Raw genomic sequence first — 23,712 nt, 5'->3', positions numbered from 1 at the left:
ATATGAAACGGAGGGGTACGATGGGAAACAAATGGAGGGTGCTTTTGCTTGTGCTTGTATTTGCACTCGGCGGAGTGATGGCGGGCTGTAAAGGGGCTGATCAGTCTTCGGCTGAGGGTAAAGCTGACTCGGATTCTAAGGTAAAGCTGTCTTGGATGGCGATTTTGTATCACCAGCAGCCGCCGAAAGACAGGGCGATTAAAGAAATTGAAAAGCTGACAAATACAGAACTGGACATCACCTGGGTTCCTGACGCGGTGAAAGAAGACAGGCTGAATGCGGCGCTTGCAGCCGGCAATCTTCCGCAAATCGTGACCATCCAGGATATTAAAAATTCGTCAGTCATGAATGCCTTCAGATCAGGAATGTTTTGGGAAATTAGCGATTATATCAAAGATTACCCCAACTTAAGCAAAATGAACAAACTTATTAATAAAAACGTGACGATCGACGGCAAGCTCTACGGGATATACAGACAACGTCCGCTCTCCAGACAAGGGATCGTCATTCGGAAGGACTGGCTGGACAATTTGAATTTGAAAACGCCGGAAACGCTTGATGAGCTTTATGAAGTGGCCAAAGCGTTTACGGAGGACGATCCGGATAAGGATGGGAAAGACGATACATTCGGACTGACAGACCGCAATGACTTCATTTACGGCGCGTTTAAAACACTTGGCTCGTATGAAGGCATGCCGACAGACTGGAAGGAATCAGGCGGCAAGTTCACGCCTGATTTCATGACGCAGGAATACAAAGACACAATGAACTACATGAAAAAACTGCGTGATAACGGCTATATGAATAAGGATTTTCCCGTCACAAGCAAAACCCAGCAGCAGGAGCTGTTTTCTCAAGGAAAAGCCGGCATATACATTGGGAATATGGTAGATGCGGTCAATCTGCGCGACCATGCCTCTGATAAGTCTATGGACCTTGAGATCATCAACCGCATAAAAGGCCCGGATGGGAAAGAGCGGGTGTGGGCATCAGGGGGCCATAACGGCGTGTTTGCTTTCCCGAAAACGAGTGTGAAAACAGAAGCGGAGCTTAAAAGGATTTTGGCGTTTTTCGACCGAGCCGCTGAAGAAGACGTCTATAGCCTGATGACTTACGGTATTGACGGCGTTCATTACAACAAAGGAGAGGGCAAAACGTTCACACGCAAGGAAAGCCAAGTGAAAGACTGGCAGACTGATATTCAGCCGTTGTCCGCCTTAATCGCTATTGATAAAGCCTTCTTAAAAAACACTGGGGATCCGCTTCGGACGGCGTACGAGGAGCTGACGGAAGATAATGAAAAGATTATCGTCTCAAACCCTGCTGAAAGCTTGTATTCCGCCGCGGAGTCGGAACGGGGAGATGAACTGAAGAAAATCATTGATGACGCGACCTATAAATATATAATTGGAGACATCACAGAAAGCCAGTTTGATAAAGAAGTGGAAAAATGGGAATCAAGCGGCGGGAAGCAGATTATTCAGGAATACGAAGAAGCGTTTAAACAGGCAAAATAACATGTAAAAAACCCAAAACGCAGTTTTGGGTTTTTTACATGCTTCTTTTTTGCTGGCGGTAGTTTCCCGGTGTAATCCCCTCCAGCTTTTTAAATGACCTGATAAAATTTTGCGAGTTTTTGTATTTTAGTTTTTCGGCAATGTCTTTTACCGCCATGTCGGTTTCGGCAAGCCAGCTTTTCGCCATATGGTGGCGGTAGCCGGAGACATAATCGCTGAATGAAATACCCATTTCTTTTTTGAATATGCTGCTTAAATAGTTTGGGTTGTAATGCAGCCTGCGGGCGATTTCATCCAATGTCAAATCGGATTCAAACTCATGGTGGATGATATGAATGATATTGTCGGAAATGTTTTTGTACTGGGCATCCGCGCGGGCGTTCACTTTGTCTGTCATCGGATCAATGAACTCATTCTTGAGCCAGTTTTCGGTATCCTCGAACGTTTTCAGCTCGAAAATTTGATCGTACAGCATTTTATTTTCTTCAAACTCAAACAATTCGATCCCGAGCACATGCATCAGTTCAATCACATGGTTCAAAAAGCGGGCGATTGCGATTTGGAATTGGTACGGATTGGTGTTTTGGGTGAAGATCGATTGCAAAATTGCGTGCAGGCATATGTCCGCTTTCTCCTTGTCCCCCTCTTTTACGGCATCAAACAGCTCATGCTGAAGCTGTTTTGGAAAATGGGTGTTGAAGGTTTTTTTCTGGTCAAGATCTTCGTAAAAGATAATCGATTTGTTTTCCGCTTTGAGCCGGTATTTCAACGCTTCTGATCCTTCTGCATAGGCTGTATTCGCGTTTACCAGCGCATCAAACGGCTGGCTGATGCCGATGCTGACAGACAGCTGCAGCTCCGCTTCCGCCTTATCCTGTATCATCCTTGCAGTCTCATTCAGCTCAGCCATGAATGCTTCCTTTGTCCCGTTTTGATTGATCAAAATCGTTGCCTGCTGTTTGTCAACGACAGCGGGTGCGAGATGTTTGTCCGCCGGGATGTTTCGCTCAATCATGCTGTTGACGGCAAACAAAAGCAGATCCATATCTTTTTTCTCATAAGGCGTATGATTCAGCGAATCAATTTGAAGCACGAGCAGGGCGAGATGCCGCCAATTTTGCTTTAAACCAAGGCTTTCAAAACGGTTATTGACCTCCTCATCCGTCAGTTTTCCAAGCATGAGCCTGACCATAAAATATTGCTGCAGATGAGTCGCCTGCTGTTTCATCGTTTCTTCAAGGTCGTCATTTCTGTCCTTCAGCTGCATAAAGCTCTGTTCAATTAACTCAAATTCATTTTGAGGCGGCTGTTTTTCTGGTATGGCACCATGCCTTGCGATTGATTCGTAAAGCAGACGGATCGGTTTGTAAAAATGGCGGGAGCCAAGCCAAGAGAACAATAATGAAAGCGCTAACAAAACAAAGCATACCGTAAAAGTGATCCAGCCGATTGACTTGGCTTCTTTTTTTAGTTCAGGCAAGGAAACGAGAGAGAAATAAGTCCATGTGTTATAGTCGGATCTTTGATAGGTGACTTTATAATGAATCCGGTCAATAACGGTTTCAAACTGCCCGCTTTTGGCGGTCTGCGCCAGCATTTTTTGGACAAAGTCGTCGTTCTGAAGAGATTCACCGATGTCAGACATGTTGTTATGCAGGATGATGCGGCCTTTTTCATTAATGATAAACAGGTTATTGGCATTTGAATAGTCGGGCATGTTTTTGACAAGCGAACAGCTCGGGATGCTTGCGGCGGCCAATCCCTTTGTATTTGTGCTGTTCAGAGGAAGCTGTTTAATTAAATTGATATTGTAGCGGCAGTTTTCTGAGGTCCCTTCCTTTGTCGAAATTAAATGATTGTTTTCTTCAAGCGTCCAATACGAGCGGCTCGCTTTGTGTGTCGTGTATGCTTCGGCTGCTTCATGAAGAGAGTCTGTATTCAAACGGTACAAGCCGGAATTGTTCATGTACCATTGTTTCATATAGCTGACTAGCGTCATGTTGGACAGGTCGGTATCGAAGCTTTGCAGGTAGTTGAGCTCTTGGTTCACTTGGTTATAGATTTGAAATTGATCAGAGTGCAAAGGCTCGGACAGTGTGCGAAGGAGAGGCGGCGAACTCACATAGTGGGTTAAAGAGTGATCGACGGTTTTTAATATATGCTCGATGCTTTGCTGGGTCTGCTGGAGTGTGTCGAGTTTTTCTTCCGAAACGTTGGAGATAGCCGTTTTCTGCGAGTGCTCGTACGAAAACAATCCGACCAGAATGACCGGAATGGTGCTGAGCAGACAGAAAAACGTGATCAGTTTGTAATAAAACTTGTATTGGCTTCTTTTCATAAAACCCCCCATTTCATAACATCGGCTTTCACCTTAATACAATTAATCCAAAGATTGATAGATATTGTCAATAATCATTTTCTAATATTGGTGTCTTTTTTTCAGATGGAATGGCTGAATCCTTGATCATAAAGGGATAAGACAGGATGTGATCATATGATTGTAGACGGACTTTTGCCTGCTGCGCTACAGTGAATGCAAGAACCCGTGAGAGGAGGCTTGGGAAAGATGAAAACAGCAGAAGCGCAAGTGCCGGCTGTTGATGCAGTCATTTTAAAAAAAGAAAAAAGAAAGCGCTTACTAAACAAGCTGGTCCAGCAGAAATATTTGTATATGATGATTTTGCCGGGTTGTATTTATTTTTTGCTATTCAAGTATGTCCCGATGTGGGGAATTGTGATTGCGTTTCAGGATTATCAGCCGTTTCTCGGCATTTTGGGCAGCGAATGGGTCGGGCTGAAGCATTTTATCAGGCTGTTTACAGAGCCTACATTTTTTCTCCTGTTAAAAAACACGCTCGTGTTATTTGCTTTAAACCTGGTTATATTTTTCCCGGTGCCGATTCTGCTGGCGCTTCTATTAAACGAAGTGCGGCTGGCTCTCTTTAAAAAATTTGTTCAGACGCTGATTTATATTCCGCATTTTATGTCTTGGGTCATCGTTGTATCGCTTTCGTTTGTGCTTTTAACGGTAGACGGAGGCTTGATTAATGAGCTGATTGTGTTTTTTGGCGGCGAAAAAATCAATTTTCTGCTGAATGAAGAATGGTTCCGGCCCTTGTATATTCTGCAGGTCATCTGGAGGGAAGCGGGCTGGTCGACGATCATTTATCTTGCGGCCATTACAGCGGTTGACCCTCAGCTGTATGAAGCGGCGAAAATGGACGGAGCGGGACGGCTGCGGCAAATGTGGCATATTACGCTGCCCGCCATCAAAAGTGTCATCGTCGTTTTGCTGATTTTAAAAATCGGGGATACGCTGGAGCTTGGCTTCGAGCATGTGTATTTACTGTTAAATGCGACAAATAGGGAAGTGGCGGAAATTTTTGATACGTACGTTTATACTGCGGGGCTGAAACAGGGCCAATTCAGCTACAGTACAGCAGTCGGCGTCTTTAAAGCGGCGGTCGGGCTGATTTTGGTTATGCTTGCGAATCGTTTGGCGAAGAAATTTGGCGAGGAAGGAATCTATTAAGAAAGGGATGGGATCAATGGATCAATCAATCGCCGTAAAATCACCTCTTACGTACGCGGAGGCATTGGCAAACACCATTATGGACACGTACACAGTGAAGGAGCTGCCGCCTGCAAACCGCTGGCACTACCATCAGGGTGTTTTCTTATGCGGGGTATTGCGGTTGTGGGAAGCAACCGGGCAAAAGGGGTATTTTGAGTATGTGAAGGCCTATGCAGATCTCTTAATTGATGATTATGGAAATCTATTATTTAGAAGAGATGAGCTCGATGCCATTCAAGCGGGCCTTCTTCTTTTTCCATTATACGAAACGACGAAGGATGAGCGGTATGTCAAAGCGGCAAAAAGGCTGCGCGGCTTGTATGGGACACTGAACCGGACGTCTGAGGATGGTTTTTGGCACAAGGACGGCTACCCTTACCAAATGTGGCTTGACGGCTTATACATGGGCGGGCCGTTCGCGCTGAAATATGCCAATCTGAAGCAGGAGCCGGAGTTGTTTGATCAGGTCGTGCTTCAGGAGTCGCTGATGAGAAAGCATACAAAGGATTCAAAAACCGGGCTCTTTTATCACGCTTGGGATGAAGCGAAAAAAATGCCTTGGGCCAATGAAGAGACAGGCTGTTCTCCGGAATTCTGGGCGCGTTCTATCGGCTGGTACGTGATATCTCTTGCTGACATGATTGAAGAGCTGCCGAAGAAGCATCCAAACCGTCACGTGTGGAAAAAAACGCTACAGGACATGATCGAAAGCATCTGCCGCTATCAAGACAAGGAGTCGGGATTATGGTACCAGATCGTTGACAAAGGCGACAGAGCCGATAACTGGCTGGAAAGCTCAGGATCCTGTCTGTACATGTACGCAATCGCGAAAGGAATCAATAAAGGATATCTTGACAGAGCTTACGAAACAACACTGTTCAAAGCGTATCAAGGTTTGATTCAGCAGAAAACCGAGATGGCAGAAGACGGTGCGTTTCTTGTCAAAGATATATGTGTCGGCACGTCGGCCGGTTTCTATGACTATTATGTCAGCCGCGAAAGAAGCATAAATGACCTGCATGGGGCCGGTGCGTTTATTTTGGCCATGACAGAGCTGGAGCCTCTTTTTAGGTCAGCGGGGAAATGATACCAAGTACACGTACGGCTTTGTGTGTGATCATCTCAATTCTCTTTTTGGCATCATGCTCAAGCAGGAAGGACGGATTGCATGTCATCCTCTTTTCTGATATGCAGGCTGGCGTACAGGAAAACATAAAAGAGGCCGCTGGGCAGAAGGCCGGGAAGGTGGATATCTTTCCAGCCTTTCCGGAAAAACTGCTGACTGAAATCACCGCTCGTGAGGGAGATGTTTTCATCGTGCCTGAAGACATGTTTCAAGCGTATGATGATCCGGAAAATTTTCAGCCGTTAGACGGATTGCCGCCTGAAAAAACATCTCCCTATACAACTGTTGATCAAAAAACAGGAGAAAAAACGGTCTATGCCGTTCAGATCAAAAAAGGGAAAAAACAGCTGAACGGCTATTCTTTTCGATTGAATCGCAATATGGCGGCGTTTATCCCTGTGTACGCTAAAAAAACAGAGGAAGCGCTGCAGCTGATTTCCCAACTAACTGAAGCCCGATAGAGGTGAGGACATTGAAGAACATCGTCATTTGCGGAGTGAGCAGCAGAGCGCTCAGTATGTTTATCAAACCGCTGATGGAGCGGTTTTCAACACAATATGAGATTACGGGATTGCTGGATGCCGATCCAAAGCGTTTTGCCGTTTGCAAGAAGAGGTTTCCCGAGCTTGCCCACGTACCGGAGTACAACGCAGATGCTTTTGATGAGATGATGTGTGTTTCAAAGCCTGATATTGTCATTGTGGCAGGCAGGGATGACACACATGTCACATATATCTTAAGAAGCCTTCAGTGGGATACGGATGTGATGACAGAAAAACCAATGGTGACGACGGTGCGGGATGCGAATCGGGTGCTTGAGGCGGAGGCGAAAAGCAAAGGGAAAGTCACCGTCGCGTTTAACTATCGCTACAGCCCGTTTCATCGGAAAATGAAAGAAATGATTCTGGATGGAAAAATAGGCAGGGTCACCTCTGTTGATTTGAATTGGTATATTGATACGTATCACGGTGCCAGTTATTTTAAACGCTGGAACCGGTCGAGGCTATTTTCCGGCGGTCTTTCTGTCCATAAATCAACACATCACTTCGATCTCGTCAATTGGTGGCTCGGGCAAAAACCGGTTGAGGTATTTGCTTATGGCGCCTTGAATTACTATGGGGCGGACAGTGAGTGGAACCCGCTGCCGGAAGAAGACGGGCGTTTTTGTGGGACGTGCGGGGTCAAAGAAAAATGTCATTACTATTCAAGATGGCATTCTCGTTCTTCTATAGCCTCTGTAAAGGATGATCATCTTCAAGCGGGAGACCAGTCCAGCTTGTATACAGCGTACAGGCCTGACGCGTGTATTTTTGACGAGGAGATTGACATTGAGGATACGTACGTGGCGGCTGTCAAATATGACGGAGGTGCGCTCTTAAGCTACTCGATCATATTTTCCGCCCCGTATGAAGGCTACCGGCTGACGATCAATGGCACAAAAGGGCGTATCGAATCAAATGAATTTCACGAGCCTTCCAGAATTCCGTTTGCTTTTCCTGAGCAGACGATTGAATACTATCCGCTTTTTGAATCAAAGCAGACGATACAAGTGGTCAAAAACGAGGGCGGGCACGGCGGGGGTGATCCGTTATTGCTTGAGGATCTTTTTTTAGGAAAAGACCCGCTGCGCCGTTATGACATTTTAGCCGGAGCTGAAGCAGGAGCTTATTCCATCGCGGTTGGTGAGGGGATGTGGCGCTCGGTTGCCGAAAAGAAGCCGATCAACATTAAGAGGCTGTTTCAGATGCAAAATGTGTAATGCGAAAAGGAGGGACCGCCGTGGAGCATGATGGTTCAATGGGGCGGGTGCTGAGCTTTTGTGAGTGGATCATGAGATTTGCGTATACAAACTTGCTTTGGCTGTTTTTTACGGTGATCGGTCTCGGGCTGTTCGGCATCATGCCCGCGACCGCGGCTTTATTCGCTGTCATGCGGAAATGGGTTCAGGGGCAGGATAACATCCCTGTTTTAAAAACGTTTTGGCGAGAATACAAGGCTGAATTTCTCCGTTCAAATCTGATCGGCGCTGTACTGGTGATCATCGGTTTGGTTATTTATATCGATTTGGCTTTTATTTATCCGAGCCATTTCCTTCTGCATGTCCTCCGCTTTGCCATTATGATATTTGGCTTTTTGTTCGTATCCATGCTATTTTATGTATTTCCGCTGCTTGTCCATTTTGAATGGAAAAAACGTCTGTATGTGAAGTTTTCGCTCTTGCTCAGTGTGGCGTATTTGCAATATACGCTCGTCATGCTGGCGCTGACTGTCGCTCTCTTTTTCTTGCTTGCGTACCTGCCCGGCATTGTCCCTTTTTTCAGCGTCAGCCTGATCAGCTACTGTCATATGCGAATTGTTTATGCCGTGCTCCTCAAAGTGGAGCGGCAAGAAGATGAGCCGCAGAAGAAACGCCATAAACGGGCTTTTTATCCGGAGACGAGGTAATCAAGATTTCTCTATCATAACGCTGTTCCAAGCGGAATAGATTGATAGAGAAAGGAGAGCGGATAAGATGCTGAAGGTGGCGGTATTTGATGAAGAGCATGAAAAAGACTTACAGACGGAAATTAATTCGTTTTTAAAAGGGATAGCGGAGGAACAGCTGATTGATATCAAATATACGGTTTCGGCGGCGTGCGACCCAGACGGCGAGCAGCTTTACTGTTTTTCCGCCCTTATTCTATATCGCAAATAAAAAAGATCTTCCCGCACAAGCGGAAAGATCTTTTTTGTGATTAAGCCTTTTTCACTCTCGGGCTTCTCGGTTTCTGAAGCTTCTCTGCTTTTCTAATCTCTTTTCTTTCTTTTGCCAATGATTTATAAAGAGCGACAATCATCAGCAGAATGACGATAGAAAACGGCAGCGCCGCGAGTATAGCTGTGTTTTGCAAAGCGGAAAGTCCGCCGGAATAAAGGAGGACAGCAGCCATAGCAGATTGAATGATGCCCCAGCTGAATTTTACTGAATTGGCCGGGTTCAATGAACCGTATGTCGTCTGCATACCGAGCACAAATGTTGCGGAGTCGGCAGACGTGATAAAGAACACAGCGATCAGGATCAATGACATAATAGATGTCAGCATCGTCAGCGGATAGTGGTCGAGTGTTCCAAACAGCATCGTTTCACTTGACAGTTTCGCTACATTGAAGATGCCTTTTTGCTGAATATCCATAGCCGATACGCCAAAGATAGAGAACCATAGGAACGCGAGAATACATGGTGTTACCAAGACACCAATTAAAAATTCACGGATCGTCCGTCCTCTGGATACCCGGGCGATGAAAATGCCCACAAATGGAGACCAGGAAATCCACCATGCCCAATAGAAAATCGTCCAGCCGTTAATCCATTCACGTTTCTCAGGATCGTACGGCGCCAGTCTAAAGCTCATTTGCACGATGTTTTGTATATACTGTCCGATAGAATCTGTAAAAGAGTTCATAATCAATACGGTAGGCCCGGCAAACAGCACAAACAGCATTAACAGTCCAGCTAATACCATGTTGGTGTTGCTCAAATACTTAATGCCTTTTCCGAGTCCGGACCACGAAGAAACCAAGAAAAGGATAGTAACAACAGCGATCAAAATAAATTGAACGAGAAAGTTATTTGGTATACCAAATAAGTAATTCAATCCGCCGTTGATTTGAGTTGCCCCGATACCAAGGCTTGTCGCTACCCCGGCGACTGTGGCAAAAACAGCGATACAGTCAATCAGTTTTCCGATCGGGCCGTTTACTTTATCACCGAGAATCGGTGACAGCGTGCTGCTGATTAATCCAGGAGCGCCTTTTCGGAATTGGAAATATGCAATGCATAATGCCACAACGGCATAGATGGCCCAAGCGTGCAGACCCCAGTGGAAAAACGTATAACGGAGCGCATCTCTGAAGGCTTGGGGGGTTTCTGTTTCACCTGATGGAGAGCTAATTGCGTAATGGCTGATCGGTTCAGCCGCACCGTAGAATACTAAGCCGATCCCCATGCCTGCGCTGAACAGCATGGCAAACCATGATAATAACCCGAATTCCGGTTTTTCATCGGGCTTACCGAGTTTAATTTTTCCGATCGGGCTGAAAATCAAAAAGAGACAGAACCCGACAAATAATGAGACAACTAAAAGATAATACCAGCCAAACGAATTGGTGATAAAAGCTTGCGCGGATTGGGTTACGTTTTGCAGGCTGTCAGGAGACACAACGCCCCACAATACAGCAGCAGCTGTGATCACAATCACAATCCAAAATACACTAGATATATTTTTCAAATATTCTCACCCTCTAAATTTTTTGTGTACGCCTATATCTTGCTCGCAGGCTTAGTATGGTCGTACGATGGCAGATCATTCCTCTCTTAAAATTACCCCGCAATCAGGTGAAACAAAACAAGTCTCACCGTACCATGAATGCGGAGAATTTTCAAATGTTCAGCGTTTTGTAAAAAATTGAAAGGTCTGGTCAAGAGCGGGCAAAGCGACCGGCATTGAGCCCCGCAAGCCTTCCTGTGATAAGGGCGGAGGTAATATTGTATCCCCCTGTGTAGCCGTGGATATCCAGAATTTCACCGCACAAATACAGCCCCTCCATTTTTTTAGAAGCCATCTTTTTCGGGTCAATTTCTTTTACAGATACCCCGCCGCCTGTGACGAATGCCTTATCAAGAGACAGTGTGCCGTTTGCGAGTACGGTAAACTGCTTGCAGTCCTTTACAAATTGTCTGAAAGGCTCCTTTGGCAGCTCGGAAAACGATACGTTCGGAGAGATGCCGTTTTTTTCGAGCAAGAATAGAAGATAGCGCTCCTGCATCCAAGGCTTCAGCACGTTTTTAACGGTTTTTTTCGGTGCTTCCTTCAGTTCTTTATACATCTTTTGGAATAACGTTTCTTCATTGATATCAGGATACAGATCAATTTTGATCGGCACTTGCGGTTGTTTTTTCAGCTCTTTCACGACAAATTGGCTGCATCTGAGAATGGCCGGTCCTGAGAGGCCGAAATGGGTAAACAGCATGTCCATTTTATGTGTGATGACCGGTTTGCCTTTTTTATTTAACACACTGACGGCAACATCTCTAAGTGATAAGCCCTGAAGTGTTTTGTGCTTAATGAACGGTTCGGAAGATGTGACGGGAACCTCTGTCGGGAACAGCTCTGTAATCGTATGGCCTGCAGCTTCAGCCCATTCATAGCCGTCTCCCGTGCTTCCGGTATGAGGCACACTTTTACCGCCGACAGCGATAATGACTGCCTGGCTATGGATCATTTCGCCGTTATTCGTCACAATCCCTGCTGTCTGTTCATCTTCATAGATGACAGATTTAATTTTCTCGTTCGTTCGAATGGTTACGTGCAGCTGTTTCAGCCTGTTTAACAGCGCGTCGACGACACTTTGCGCTTTGTCTGTCACAGGAAACATCCGGCCGTGATCCTCTTCCTTCAATTGAATGCCGAGATTTTCAAAAAACTTGATAATGTCTTCATTATTAAATTCAGAAAACGCGCTGTATAAAAAACGGCCGTTGCCTGGAATGTGCTTAATAATTTCTTCCACAGGAAGGCGGTTCGTCACATTGCAGCGGCCGCCCCCGGAAATCGCGAGTTTCCGGCCTAGCTTATTTCCTTTATCTATCAGTAAAACATCAGCGCCCTGTTCTCCTGCTGCAATTGCGGCCATCAAACCTGAAGGGCCTCCGCCGATTACGATAACGTCATACTGTTTCATCTTTATCATCAACTTTCTTTTTCTGTTTCGTCTGCGGACACCCCGCCCGCAGTACTATTATAGCGAAAGAAAGCCTCTCCTTAAACGTCTTTTGCTGCGAACCTGAATCGTTCACAAGATTGCTTTTGTATTTATTACCGTCTAAATGCCCAGTTGTGGTAAAATAGAAAAGTTGAATCTTCGTAGAAAATGGTGATGAAGAAACATGTCAAGCAAACTGTTAAGAGGCACGTTTGTGTTAACGCTCGGTACATATATATCGCGGATTCTCGGAATGGTCTATTTAATTCCTTTTAGCATTATGGTCGGGGCGACAGGCGGTGCATTATTTCAATATGGATACAACCAATACACATTATTTTTGAATATTGCCACGATGGGCTTTCCGGCCGCCGTTTCTAAATTTGTTTCCAAATATAATTCCAAAGGTGACTATGAAACAAGCAGAAAAATGCTTAAGGCGGGTATGTCGATTATGCTTGTCACCGGTATGATTGCCTTTTTCATTCTGTATTTATCAGCTCCGTTTTTTGCGGAAATATCGCTGGGAGGCAAGGATAATAACGGCCTGACAATTGATCATGTCGTTTATGTCATCCGCATGGTCAGCTTAGCGCTTTTGGTCGTGCCGATTATGAGCCTTGTCCGCGGATTCTTTCAAGGGCACCAAATGATGGGGCCGACGGCTGTTTCCCAAGTTGTTGAACAGATTGTCCGCATCATCTTTTTATTGAGTGCGACATTCTTGATCTTGAAGGTTTTGAACGGCGGCCTTGTGATCGCTGTAGGTTATGCGACCTTCGCAGCGCTGATCGGCGCCTTCGGAGGACTGATCGTACTGTATATTTATTGGAATAAACGGAAGGGCAGCCTGCTGGCGATGATGCCGAATACGGGGCCGACAGCAAACTTAAGCTACAAGAAAATGTTTCTCGAGCTGTTCAGCTATGCCGCTCCGTACGTTTTTGTCGGACTAGCCATCCCTTTGTATAACTATATTGATACAAATACGTTTAACAAAGCGATGATCGAAGCCGGCCATCAAGCCATCAGCCAGGACATGATGGCGATTCTTACCTTGTATGTGCAGAAGCTCGTAATGATTCCGGTCTCCCTTGCAACAGCTTTTGGATTGACATTAATTCCAACGATTACTGAATCGTTTACTAGCGGAAACTATAAGCTGTTGAATCAGCAGATTAATCAAACGATGCAGACGATCCTGTTTTTAATTATTCCGGCAGTTGTTGGGATTTCAGTATTAGCAGGACCGACGTATACGTTCTTTTACGGATCAGAGAGCCTTCTTCCTGAACTGGGGGCAAACATTCTGTTTTGGTATTCGCCAGTCGCGATTTTGTTCTCTTTATTTACGGTCAACGCAGCGATTCTGCAGGGCATCAATAAACAAAAATTTGCGGTTGTCAGCCTTGTGATCGGCGTCGTGATCAAACTTGTGCTGAATGTTCCGCTGATCAAGCTGATGCAGGCTGACGGTGCGATTTTAGCGACGGCGCTTGGATATAGCGCGTCGCTTTTATACGGATTTATCATGATCAAACGCCACGCGGGCTATTCGTATAAGATATTAGTCAAACGGACTGTTTTGATGCTGGTCTTGTCAGCCATTATGGGGATAGCCGTGAAAATCGTACAGTGGCTATTAAGCTTCTTTATTTCCTACCAGGATGGTCAAGTGCAAGCTGCGATCGTTGTAGTCATTGCGGCCGCTGTTGGCGGAGCTGTCTACCTGTATTGCGGTTACCGAATAGGATTTTTGCAGAAAATATTAGGCCGCCGTTTGCCCGGGTTCTTAAAGAAAGGCAGACATGCCGGCTGATGGACTAGATAATCAAAAAACAGAGGGCTCGCATGCTGCGGGCTTTCTTTTATAAAGGAGAGATCGGGAATGAGACTTGATAAGCTGCTTGCCAACAGCGGATATGGTTCCAGAAAAGAAGTCAAAGCCGTTGTGAAGGCGGGGGCCGTCATGGTCGACGGCAAACCGGCAAAAGATGTAAAGGCGCACGTTGATCCTGATACGCAAGAGGTTACCGTATACGGAGAGCCGGTTGATTACCGCGAGTTCATTTATCTCATGATGAATAAGCCGCAGGGAGTGCTGTCGGCGACTGAGGACAGCCGTCAGCAAACAGTGGTCGATCTGCTGACGCCGGAAGAGATGAGATTTGAACCCTTTCCCGCCGGCAGGCTTGATAAGGATACAGAAGGCTTTTTACTGCTCACCAATGACGGCCAGCTGGCACATCGGCTCCTATCGCCTAAAAAGCATGTTCCAAAAACGTATGAAGTCCATTTACAATCACAGATTTCACCGGAAGACATCTCGGATTTAGAAGCGGGTGTCTACATAGAAGGCGGCTATCAAACAAAGCCGGCAAAAGCGGAAATCAAGACAAACGACAACGGCAATACCGTGATATACCTGACGATTACGGAAGGAAAATACCATCAGGTCAAGCAGATGGCAAAGGCGGTCGGCAATGAAGTGATTTATCTGAAGCGGTTATCAATGGGGCGTGTTTCCTTGGATCCGGCCTTGTCACCGGGAGAATACCGTGAGCTTACAGCAGAAGAACTTCATTGGCTGAATGAACCGCAGGCATGAAGAAATCCCGCATTTTAATGCGGGATTTCAGCGTGTCGACAAACCCTCGCATTCGTTGTCAAGTCTGCGCGTTGGTGCTCACGAATTAAAACATTCGCTCTGCTCCAATGCTCGCCTTTCCTAGACTTCAAGGGTTTTCAATCACGCTGAAAAGATGACAAAATGCTAAAACTACAAACCGTTTTAGCATTTTGTCAACAATCTGAAATCCCGCATTTTAATGCGGGATTTTTATATATAAGTAAGCACACAAAAACAAGGCTCAGAAGGTTCTTCGCCCTGTATCTATCAGGCCGCTCTCAGGCGGCCCTATGTAATTTTCAATGTTTATGATGTAATCTTTACTTTCTTTCTCGTTGTCTCCCACTTGCCACGGCTTGGACTATGAACAAGATCATTATATGCCAACACATTTAAGTCTCTTTGAATTGTTCTAGGTGTAATGCCGAATTCGTCAACCAGTTCCTGTGTTGTCACAAGGCCTTTTTCTTGGATAAACATGTAAACTGATTTAATTCGAGTTAGCATACGGTTTGTTGAAGGTTTCAAAAAACCACTCCCTATCATAAGATCGGATGGACTTGACTAACCACAACTCACGACTATCAACTGCGTACGAAATAGCAACAAAGGCAGACATTTTATATTATAGTTCTTAGATAATTCGCCCTCATTATACACGATATCGCAGTGATGAATCTAGGGATAACTCCTATTAATTTTTTCCAATTTAAGCTGTGCAGCCATCCTTGTTGGATTACTATGTATTTCGGCACAATATTATTATGGTTAAAGAAACTTTTTTTATTCTGTTTCGTAGTAAATTTTGGAGGAGGAGTGAGATTTGGCAAAAATGCTTGAGGCTTCAATAGAACAGGCGGGGTATACGAGCCGAAAAAAAGTGCTCACCGATGTTTTTCTGGAAGTCGGAAAAGGGGAGATAGTCGGGCTGATCGGAGCAAACGGTGCCGGGAAAAGCACCGCAATCAAGACGATACTCGGCCTCTCAGAAGACTTTAAAGGCCATATTGCTTGGAATGACTCTTCATTTGCCTACATTCCGGAGCACCCGTCCTTTTACGAAGAACTGACGCTGTGGGAGCATTTGGATCTGGTCAGCACGCTGCACGGTATTGATGAGCGTGAATTTGCGCCTCGGGCAGAAAGCCTGCTGCAGACATTTTCACTTGATCATGTTATGCATGAGCTGCCAATCACCTTTTCGAAAGGCATGCAGCAAAAACTGATGCTTATTCAAGCTTTTCTCTCTAAGCCGGATATGTATGTAATTGATGAACCATTTATCGGCCTTGATCCGATATCAACGAAACGTTTTGTGGACATGCTTAAGGATGAAAAACAAAGGGAAGCCGGCATTCTCATGTGCACACATGTACTCGATACCGCAGAAAAAATCTGCGACCGGTTTTACATGATTGAGAAAGGTTCTTTGTTTCTCCAGGGCACGTTAAAAGATATTCAGGACCAGACCGGATTAGAGGGGCAGTCATTGCTTGACTGTTTTTATAAGGCGGTCCAAGGTGACCGGCCATGAACGGGCGATCGCTCTTTTTTCGAAGGTTGTTCGACTATTACAGGTATCAGTTTAAAGTATTCCATGCGGTCATTGACTGGACAGTCGCTCTATACATTGTGTTGCCGGCGCTTGCCTTTGTCATCTATCAGTATATCGATTTGATGAACGGAAGAGGCCTTTTTTATGAGTGGTCTGAGGTGATGGGATGGAGATGGCTGTACGCTGTGTGTGTGCTGATCGTGTGCACAGGCTCGATCCATACGTTTTTAATGGAAGCGGACAACGTGTTTTTGCTGCAAAAGAAAGAGCTGATCTACCAGCTAAAACGGTACGCGCTGGTGTATTCTTTTTTGGTCACGCTCGGCAAATGGCTGCTTCTCTTTTTTATTGTTCTTCCCTTTATCAGTCATTCTGTTCACATCACATTGGCAGAAAGCGCGGCTTTATTATGTTACCTGTTTGGCCTTCATATGTTCTTCTTATCCTTAAAGCAAGACAGGATCAGAAAGCCGCGCTCCATGTCGAGTCGGATTGCCGAAATTCTTGTCAGAGCTGTTTTTTTTGCTGGTTCTGCTGGCCTAATCATTTTCACTGAGTGGGGGTTGCTTGCGCTCATTGGCATTTTGTTTTTCATTTTCGCATTCGTCCACAGTTTGAAAAAGACAGCTTCGTTCTCGGCTTTTGGAGCAGAGGTGACTGAAGAGAAAAAAAGAAGGCTGGCGCTTGCCGGGCTTGTGATGATGATGAGCCAGGAGGCGGGAATGCCGAAAGTGAAAGACAGGATGAGAAGAAAACCATTATTATTCCGAAATTCAAGAAGGATATTTAAAAAAAGAACAATATACACAGGCTATAAGGAATTGTTTTTCAAAGTTTTGCTGAGGAATGGCGAGTATATAAGACGGATGTGTATGCTGTTGTCAGCTTTCGCTGTTCTAATCTTTGTCTCCCCGATCTGGCTGAAGCTGATTGCGCTCTTGGTATATATAGGTGTTTGCCGTTATATCCTTACGCTTATCTTTGACAAAGTGATGGATGCGCCTATTTTAATTGGCGCCGATAAGGAAAGTGATGATTATTACCGGGCCAGAAAAAGCTGTATCAACACCCTGCACTATGCATTTGCCGTATGCTGTTTTTTAGCGGCTGCTGTCTCTTTATTGTTTACATAAAAAACCCAAACGGCTGACGTTTGGGTTTTCTGTATGTGCTATAAAATAAACAGCTGGATGAAAAATAGAATAGCGAAAACGATCACGAGCGGATGAATCTCTCTCCATTTTCCCCGCGCTGCTTTTACAATCGGATACGAAATAAAGCCAAGCGCGATTCCTGTAGAAATGCTGGATGTCAAAGGCATCGACAGAATGACGAGAAACGCAGGGAATGCCTCGTCCATCTCTTTCCAGTTCATATTGGATACCGAGCGCATCATCAGGCTGCCGACGATAATTAAAGCAGGAGAGGTGATGGCGGCTATGCCGGATAAGGCACTGACAAGCGGACTGAAAAACATTGAAACCGCAAACAGCACCGCAACAGTCAAAGCTGTAAGCCCCGTTCTTCCCCCGGCTGCGACACCAGCGGATGACTCGATAAATGCCGTCGTTGGACTTGTGCCGAAAACCGCTCCTACTGTTGTCGCCGTTGAATCAGCCAGCAGCGCTTTTCGCACGTTCGGCAGCTTGTTATTTTTCATCAGCCCGGCTTGCTCAGCAACACCGATCATCGTGCCTGTTGTATCAAATATCGTGACCAGAAGAAAAGAAAAGACAACAGCGTACAGGCCGTGATGTACAACATCGCCAAAAGCGGAAAACGGATTTGAAATGATCAGGCCATCTGGCAAATGAGGAAGCGACATTAACCCCTTCGGTAAATGCAGCTGGCCGGTAAAAAAGGCGATCAAAGCGGTCGCTGCCATTCCGATAAATAAGGCACCGCTTACGTTCAGGACCATCAAGACCACACTGATCAAAAGCCCGATCAGTGTTAAAATAACACCAGGTGAATGCAAATCGCCGAGAGTAACCAAGTTTGACTCATCAGCTGCCACAATTCCCGCCTGCCGCAAACCGATAAAAGCGATAAACAGCCCGATGCCTGTTGTGATTCCGTATTTTAAATTGTTTGGAATCGCCTCAATAAGTTGTTTTCTTAAAGGCGTTAACGATAGAATAATGAAGAGAACCCCTGCTGTAAATACGGCGCTGAAAGCTGTTGCGTATGTGATGCCGCCATCGCTGGCGCTTACGACATGAAAGGCTAAATAAGCGTTCAAGCCCATGCCGGGCGCAATAGCAATCGGATAATTTGCTGCCAGGGCCATCCACAGCGTTCCGACAATGGAGGCAATAATCGTTGCGGTGAAAACCTGGTCGAAAGGAACCCCTGCGTTAGCCAGAATGACCGGATTGACCACGACGATATAGACCATTGTGAAAAAGGTCGTCAGCCCTGCTATGATTTCTTGCTTTATGGATGTTTTCTGCTCTTTTAGATGAAACATAGTATCCTCCAATTACGAACGTTTTAACAAAACACCATTAATATTATTCGTTTTATTTGGTTTTTGCAAGTGATTTCTTGCGGAAAGGGGAACGTTATGAACTGGGAAGTTGAAGTGATCAGAAGAAAAGAGGATTTAATTCGTGATACACAGGAATTTTTGAGAATCAACAGTGTAATGGATGAAACAACCGCAGGGATCGGCAAACCGTTTGGAGAAGGAGTAAACGCCAGCCTGACTTCCTTGCTGGAGCTTGGAGAAAAAGAAGGCTTTACAACAAAAAATCTTGACGGCTTCGCAGGTCATATTGAATGGGGCGAGGGCGATGACATTGTCGGCGTACTATGCCATGTTGACGTCGTGCCGCCCGGAGACGGATGGACGAGTGATCCGTTTTCAGCTGATATCCGTAACGGACGGATTTATGCAAGGGGGGCCATTGATGACAAAGGTCCGACAATGGCCGCATTCTACGCGCTGAAAATCGTGAAAGACATGAATTTGCCGCTGTCCAAGCGCGTCAGAATCATTATCGGAACAGATGAAGAAAGCGATTGGAGATGTGTAGAGCATTATTTCAAGCATGAAGAAATGCCGACACTGGGATTTGCGCCTGACGCCGATTTTCCGATTATTAACGCGGAAAAAGGGATCATTGATGCGTCTTTACTTATCCCGCCCCGCTCAAACCTAGCCGATTCTGAGGCAATGCTTGTCTCATTTCAGTCGGGTCTTCGCTTGAACATGGTGCCTGATGCCGCTGAAGCTGTCATTGAAGGGCTGAAAAAAGAAGAGATTCTTGCTTCATTTAAAGATATGCTTCGCACGACGGATCAAAAAGGAGAAGCTGGCATAGAGAACGGTCAGCTCATTTTGCGTATGTACGGGCTTTCCTGCCATGCGATGGAACCGAACAATGGAATCAATGCCGGCATTTTGTTGTGTGAATTTCTGCAGCAGGCTGAGCTTGACGAAGCAGGACAGCGATTTGTGCAAGTCGTCACAGACAAGTTTTCAGGCGATACGAGAGGAAAGAAACTGAATATTGATTGTGAAGATGACATTAGCGGCGAGCTGACATTAAATGTCGGAACACTTCGCTATACGGAAGGGCAAGGAGGCGAGCTCGGGATCAATATCCGCTATCCTGTGACCGCGGAAAGCAAAGTGATCCGTGATGCATTCGAAAGCGCATCTGAATTTAAGCTGGGAGAATTCAAAGACAGCAAGCCGCATCATGTGTCAGCAGACCATCCGTTAGTCAAAACCCTGCAAAAGGTTTATGAAGGCCAGCTGGGCAAAAAAGCTGATTTAATCTCAATCGGCGGGGGGACTTATGCCAGATCTTTAAAAGCAGGTGTCGCGTTCGGCCCGCTCTTCCCCGGACGTCCTGACAGCGCACACCAAAAGGATGAATATATCGAAATTGATGATTTGCTGAGATCGACAGCTTTATATGCGCAGGCAATCTACGAGCTTGCAAAATAAAAGGACAGGCTTCTTCTGAAGCCCGTCTTTTTTAAACAAATGACCATAAATCAGTTGATAAATACCGTTCTCCCGTATCGGCTGTCATACAAACCACGACTTGGGCAGGAGAGAGGTGTTTCGCTGTTTCAATTGCCGCGAAACAGGCAGCACCTGATGAGGGCCCGACAAGAATTCCTTCTTCTGCAGCAAGGCGTCTTGTCGTCGTATAGGCGTCTTCATCAGAGATTTTAATAATTTCGTCATAGACGTCTTGATTTAAAATCGGAGGAATAAAGCCTGGGCTCGTCCCTACAAGCTTATGTGCGCCGGGTTTTCCTCCGGATAATACAGGCGAACCCGCGGGCTCGACAACATGAACTGTGATATCCGGGAAAAGCTCTTTGAGCGCTTCACCTGTTCCGGTAATGGTTCCGCCCGTTCCGGAAGAGGCGACAAAAGCGCCGAGCGGCTTTCCGATTTCCTCTATTGCCCGGGCAATTTCAGGCGCCGTCGTTTTTCGGTGCGCGTCAGGATTTGCGGTGTTATCGAACTGCATTGGGATATAGCTGTTCGGAATTTGTTCAGCAAGCTCCTTCGCTTTTTTGATGCTGCCCGGCATTCTTTCCGCTCCGGGTGTTAATACAACCTCTGCACCGTAAGCTTTAAGAAGGTTGATCCGTTCCTTCGTCATCGTATCAGGCATAACTAAGATCGCTTTATAGCCGCGCGCGGCCGCATTCATGGCGAGTCCGATTCCGGTATTTCCGCTTGTCGGCTCGATAATCACTGATCCCGGTTTGAGCAAACCGTTTTGTTCTGCTTCTATAATCATATGATAAGCAGCTCTGTCTTTCACACTGCCGCTCGGATTGAAAAATTCAAGCTTTAAATAGACTTGTGCCGCGTTTTCCGGCTGAAGCCGATTCAATCTCACAAGCGGTGTATTTCCAATCAGATCAGCTGTATTTTCAACGATTTTCAACATTGTCATTCCTTTCTGAATAAAACAAGTGTCGTATAATATCCTAACATAATAAACGTTTGTGCGAGAGTGTTTTCATACACTGTTCCTCTATCCGCACAGCCTCTTTATTGATAAAATAATAGCTGTTACAGAAGGGAGTGTCAGACGGATGCCAGATATAAGGCCTCATTATTTCATCGGCGTTCCCATTCCTGAAGGAATTGCGAATCCGATTGACCAGGCTGCGAAAAACGAGCCGGTTTTAACGTTTCAAAAATGGGTGCACCCGCTTGACTATCATATCACGTTGATTTTTCTCGGAGCGGCGGATGAGACACAAATCCAGCAGCTTGAAGGCTCGCTAGCTGCGATTGCTTCAGAAACCGATCCGTTTCCGATTGAGTTTGGCAAAATTGATGTATTCGGCGACCGCAGAAGGCCGCGTGTTTTACACCTCGAGCCAAAGAAAAACAAAACACTTGAAATGCTGCGGGAACATACAAAACAGGCTGTTCTTCAAGCCGGCTTTCAAGTGGAAAAGAGACCGTACCACCCTCATATGACGCTGGCCAGAAAATGGACAGGCGAAGAAGGATTTCCGGCACATGTCCCGTTTGAAAGCGGCGAGGTTTCGATGATGGCTGAACGATTCTCGCTCTTTCAAATACATTTGAATCAATCACCAAAGTATGAGGAACTATTCAAATTTCATTTAACTTAATTCATTGCGGAGTGGAGAAACAAACATGGCACAAATCATCAAAATTCATGATTATATATCAAGATATGAGCTTGATCCGTACCATTATATAAACCAGTTTGTACGGCTGAAAAAAGAGCGCTGGCTTTCACTATTAGAGGCAGCGGAGCGCCAGCATGAAGAAAAACAAGCCAGTGCCGAAGAGCCGGAACCGGTGCAGAAACGAAAAAAATTTTCTTTGAAAAGAAGAAAAGAAGAGATAAAAGCCGATATACAAGAAGAGAGACACCAATGGTTTGAGGAAGAAGACAATTTACATGTAAGGCTGCCGAAGAGCAGGATGGCGCTTGCTTCCTTTTATAAAAGACATTTATATGAATTTCAGCTCAAATGGGCTAGCTCTACTCTTGCAGAAATATCCCATCTCTCAAACCAGGTGAAGCAGGACCGCATTTTGCGTTATCTGACCCAGCAGCTGCCTGATTCTTATTTCGTTATGTATAAGCCTGTGCTGAAAATTCAGCAGGCGGCGGTTGAATTAAGCATTGTGATTATTTCTCCCCTTGAGATTTATTGCGTTTCTTTCTTAGAGGCGGAGGAAGACAGTGTGTACATAGGGTCTAAAAATCGTTTTTGGGAGAAGAAAACAGCTTCTCAGACTGCATCAGTGTTAAATCCGGGGCTGAGCCTGTTTCGTACGGAATCCGTTGTCTCAAAGATCATAAAGGAAAAACAGGCTGATATTCCGGTTCGAAAATTGCTTCTGAGCAGAACGTCGTACATCGATTATCCGGAGCCGCCATACGGCTTAGAAATAGCGGATAAGCGGGGAGCGGAAGAATGGATTGAGCGGCAGAAGAAAAACACTGCCCCGATTAAACATCATCAGGTAAAGGCTGCAAAGGCTCTGCTGTCTTACTGCATGTCTGACTCCTATCGCAGACAAGAGTGGCTGGAGTGAAAGAGAACGATATGAGCGGTTTTCTCATAACATAAGCAGGTGAGAAAGATGAGCCATTGGTTTTTTATTATTAATCCGACAGCAGGCCGCCGAAACGGCCTGCGTGTTTGGAAGTCCATTCAAAAGGAACTGATCAAACGCAAGGTTGAGCATCGTTCATTTTTAACTGAACATCCGGGGCACGCCGAGGTGCTCGCCAGGCAGATTTCAACGATACAGGAATATAAACTGAAGCGGCTGATTGTCATTGGCGGAGACGGAACTATGCATGAAGTTGTCAACGGGCTGAAAGATGTTGACGATATTGAACTGAGCTTTGTGCCGGCGGGCGCGTATAATGATTTTTCGCGGGGATTCTCTATCAAAAAAATGGATCTGATGCACGAAATCAGGAAGCAGAAGCGTCCGTTAACCCGATCCTTTCATTTAGGGAGCGTCAATTTCTTTCAGGATAAATCGCAGGTTCTTTATTTTATGAATCATATCGGGATCGGGTTTGACGCATATGTCAATAAAAAGGCGCTGGAATTTCCGTTAAGACGGGTTTTTCTTTTTTTGCGCCTTCGATTTCTTGTTTATCCGCTTTCTCATTTGCGCGCCTCCGCCACCTTTAAGCCGTTTTCGTTAGCCTGTACAGTTGAAGGAGAAACACAAGAATTTCATGATGTCTGGTTTGCGGTCGTATCCAACCACCCATTCTACAGGGGCGGCATGAAGGCGGCACCTCTTGCAAATCCGCGCGAAAAGGCGTTTGATATCGTGATCGTTGAAAATCAGCCGTTTTTGAAAAAATATTGGCTATTATGTCTGATGGCATTTGGTAAGCATATCAAAATGGACGGCGTTACGATGTTTAAAGCAAAGGACATTACGTTTTACACGAAGGACAAAATTCCGTTTCATGCTGACGGAGAAATCATGGGCACCACCCCGTTTCGTTTGGCATCGAGTCCTTCACCGCTAAGGATTAAAACTTAAAACGTGTTTGGAGGAGAGAGCTTCCG

Annotated in this window: 21 protein-coding genes; 15 read left to right on the top strand and 6 right to left on the bottom strand. The window is 45.6% G+C overall.

The annotated features are described in order from the left end of the window. Positions 1-20 precede the first annotated feature (20 nt). Positions 21-1,517 carry an extracellular solute-binding protein gene (locus V6D41_RS04060; RefSeq protein ID WP_333517354.1) on the top strand — a complete coding sequence of 499 codons (1,497 nt, stop codon included), beginning with the start codon at positions 21-23 and terminating at the stop codon, positions 1,515-1,517. A gap of 34 nt (positions 1,518-1,551) precedes the next feature. On the opposite strand, the gene V6D41_RS04055 is transcribed toward V6D41_RS04060, so the two are convergent. After that, the gene (locus V6D41_RS04055) at positions 1,552-3,867 is read right to left on the bottom strand and encodes a helix-turn-helix domain-containing protein (protein WP_333517353.1); all 2,316 of its coding nucleotides are present in this window, start codon (positions 3,865-3,867) and stop codon (positions 1,552-1,554) included. Positions 3,868-4,083: 216 nt separating this feature from the next. Between V6D41_RS04055 and rmgP the strand changes: the two genes are divergently transcribed. The 6 genes from rmgP (at position 4,084) to V6D41_RS04025 (ending at position 8,912) form a co-directional block, all read left to right on the top strand. Further along, positions 4,084-5,049, top strand: coding sequence for a polygalacturonan/rhamnogalacturonan ABC transporter permease (gene rmgP, locus V6D41_RS04050; protein WP_333517352.1), 966 nt, complete (start codon positions 4,084-4,086; stop codon positions 5,047-5,049). Between the two features lie 7 nt (positions 5,050-5,056). After that, positions 5,057-6,178: an unsaturated rhamnogalacturonyl hydrolase gene (rmgQ, locus tag V6D41_RS04045; protein WP_333517428.1), complete on the top strand. Its 1,122-nt coding sequence runs from the start codon at positions 5,057-5,059 to the stop codon at positions 6,176-6,178. Continuing rightward, positions 6,175-6,678 (top strand): lipoprotein YteS, encoded by a 504-nt coding sequence (locus V6D41_RS04040; RefSeq protein ID WP_333517351.1) that lies wholly within the window; start codon positions 6,175-6,177, stop codon positions 6,676-6,678. Before rmgQ ends, V6D41_RS04040 begins: the two co-directional genes overlap by 4 nt. 11 nt (positions 6,679-6,689) lie before the next feature. Continuing rightward, positions 6,690-7,976, top strand: a complete 1,287-nt coding sequence (locus V6D41_RS04035) for a Gfo/Idh/MocA family protein (protein WP_333517350.1) — start codon at positions 6,690-6,692, stop codon at positions 7,974-7,976. Positions 7,977-7,996: 20 nt separating this feature from the next. Then, on the top strand, positions 7,997-8,662 hold the full coding sequence (locus V6D41_RS04030; RefSeq protein WP_333517349.1) for a YesL family protein: 666 nt from the start codon (positions 7,997-7,999) through the stop codon (positions 8,660-8,662). A 67-nt stretch (positions 8,663-8,729) separates the two neighbouring features. Further along, positions 8,730-8,912, top strand: a complete 183-nt coding sequence (locus V6D41_RS04025; protein WP_087992855.1) for a sporulation protein Cse60 — start codon at positions 8,730-8,732, stop codon at positions 8,910-8,912. Positions 8,913-8,952: 40 nt separating this feature from the next. Here V6D41_RS04025 and opuD read toward each other — a convergent pair whose 3' ends face one another. Together opuD and V6D41_RS04015 are read right to left on the bottom strand one after the other, a co-directional pair. Then, positions 8,953-10,485 (bottom strand): glycine betaine transporter OpuD, encoded by a 1,533-nt coding sequence (gene opuD, locus V6D41_RS04020; RefSeq protein ID WP_148962375.1) that lies wholly within the window; start codon positions 10,483-10,485, stop codon positions 8,953-8,955. Positions 10,486-10,675: 190 nt separating this feature from the next. Then, entirely contained in the window at positions 10,676-11,938 is a 1,263-nt protein-coding gene (locus tag V6D41_RS04015; protein ID WP_333517348.1) for an NAD(P)/FAD-dependent oxidoreductase, read from the bottom strand. 205 nt (positions 11,939-12,143) lie between these two features. On the opposite strand from V6D41_RS04015, the gene murJ reads away from it, so the two are divergent. Together murJ and V6D41_RS04005 are read left to right on the top strand one after the other, a co-directional pair. Beyond that, positions 12,144-13,778, top strand: coding sequence for a lipid II flippase MurJ (murJ, locus tag V6D41_RS04010; RefSeq protein WP_333517347.1), 1,635 nt, complete (start codon positions 12,144-12,146; stop codon positions 13,776-13,778). Positions 13,779-13,847: 69 nt separating this feature from the next. Continuing rightward, the gene (locus V6D41_RS04005; protein ID WP_333517346.1) at positions 13,848-14,567 is read left to right on the top strand and encodes a pseudouridine synthase; all 720 of its coding nucleotides are present in this window, start codon (positions 13,848-13,850) and stop codon (positions 14,565-14,567) included. A 327-nt stretch (positions 14,568-14,894) separates the two neighbouring features. On the opposite strand, the gene V6D41_RS04000 is transcribed toward V6D41_RS04005, so the two are convergent. After that, a complete protein-coding gene (locus tag V6D41_RS04000; protein ID WP_003152337.1) occupies positions 14,895-15,116 on the bottom strand; it encodes a DeoR family transcriptional regulator in 222 nt (73 codons plus the stop codon). Between the two features lie 295 nt (positions 15,117-15,411). Here V6D41_RS04000 and V6D41_RS03995 point away from each other — a divergent pair, with 295 nt between their 5' ends. Both V6D41_RS03995 and V6D41_RS03990 read left to right on the top strand, forming a co-directional pair. Next, a complete protein-coding gene (locus V6D41_RS03995; protein ID WP_333517345.1) occupies positions 15,412-16,122 on the top strand; it encodes an ABC transporter ATP-binding protein in 711 nt (236 codons plus the stop codon). Continuing rightward, positions 16,119-17,276, top strand: coding sequence for an ABC transporter permease (locus tag V6D41_RS03990; protein WP_333517344.1), 1,158 nt, complete (start codon positions 16,119-16,121; stop codon positions 17,274-17,276). Before V6D41_RS03995 ends, V6D41_RS03990 begins: the two co-directional genes overlap by 4 nt. Before the next feature lie 38 nt (positions 17,277-17,314). Here V6D41_RS03990 and pbuO read toward each other — a convergent pair whose 3' ends face one another. Beyond that, positions 17,315-18,613 carry a hypoxanthine/guanine permease PbuO gene (gene pbuO, locus V6D41_RS03985; RefSeq protein WP_087992849.1) on the bottom strand — a complete coding sequence of 433 codons (1,299 nt, stop codon included), beginning with the start codon at positions 18,611-18,613 and terminating at the stop codon, positions 17,315-17,317. Positions 18,614-18,709: 96 nt separating this feature from the next. Between pbuO and pepV the strand changes: the two genes are divergently transcribed. Continuing rightward, entirely contained in the window at positions 18,710-20,101 is a 1,392-nt protein-coding gene (pepV, locus tag V6D41_RS03980; RefSeq protein ID WP_333517343.1) for a dipeptidase PepV, read from the top strand. Between the two features lie 31 nt (positions 20,102-20,132). Here the strand turns inward: pepV and cysK are convergent, their stop codons facing one another. Continuing rightward, a complete protein-coding gene (gene cysK / locus V6D41_RS03975) occupies positions 20,133-21,068 on the bottom strand; it encodes a cysteine synthase A (protein ID WP_333517342.1) in 936 nt (311 codons plus the stop codon). Positions 21,069-21,216: 148 nt separating this feature from the next. Between cysK and thpR the strand changes: the two genes are divergently transcribed. The 3 genes from thpR to V6D41_RS03960 are packed head-to-tail and all read left to right on the top strand — an operon-like array spanning position 21,217 to position 23,686. After that, entirely contained in the window at positions 21,217-21,768 is a 552-nt protein-coding gene (thpR, locus tag V6D41_RS03970; RefSeq protein ID WP_087992846.1) for an RNA 2',3'-cyclic phosphodiesterase, read from the top strand. 25 nt (positions 21,769-21,793) lie between these two features. Then, the gene (locus V6D41_RS03965; RefSeq protein ID WP_087992845.1) at positions 21,794-22,708 is read left to right on the top strand and encodes a hypothetical protein; all 915 of its coding nucleotides are present in this window, start codon (positions 21,794-21,796) and stop codon (positions 22,706-22,708) included. Between the two features lie 48 nt (positions 22,709-22,756). Then, the gene (locus V6D41_RS03960; protein WP_148962367.1) at positions 22,757-23,686 is read left to right on the top strand and encodes a YegS/Rv2252/BmrU family lipid kinase; all 930 of its coding nucleotides are present in this window, start codon (positions 22,757-22,759) and stop codon (positions 23,684-23,686) included. The last annotated feature ends 26 nt before the right edge of the window (positions 23,687-23,712 follow it).

Origin of the sequence: Bacillus sp. 0102A (assembly GCF_036765155.1) — a bacterium.
GTDB classification, from domain to species: Bacteria; Bacillota; Bacilli; order Bacillales; family Bacillaceae; genus Bacillus; species Bacillus subtilis_G.
Note: the sequence above shows the minus strand (reverse complement) of the source record. Positions and strands in the feature narration are given on the sequence as shown.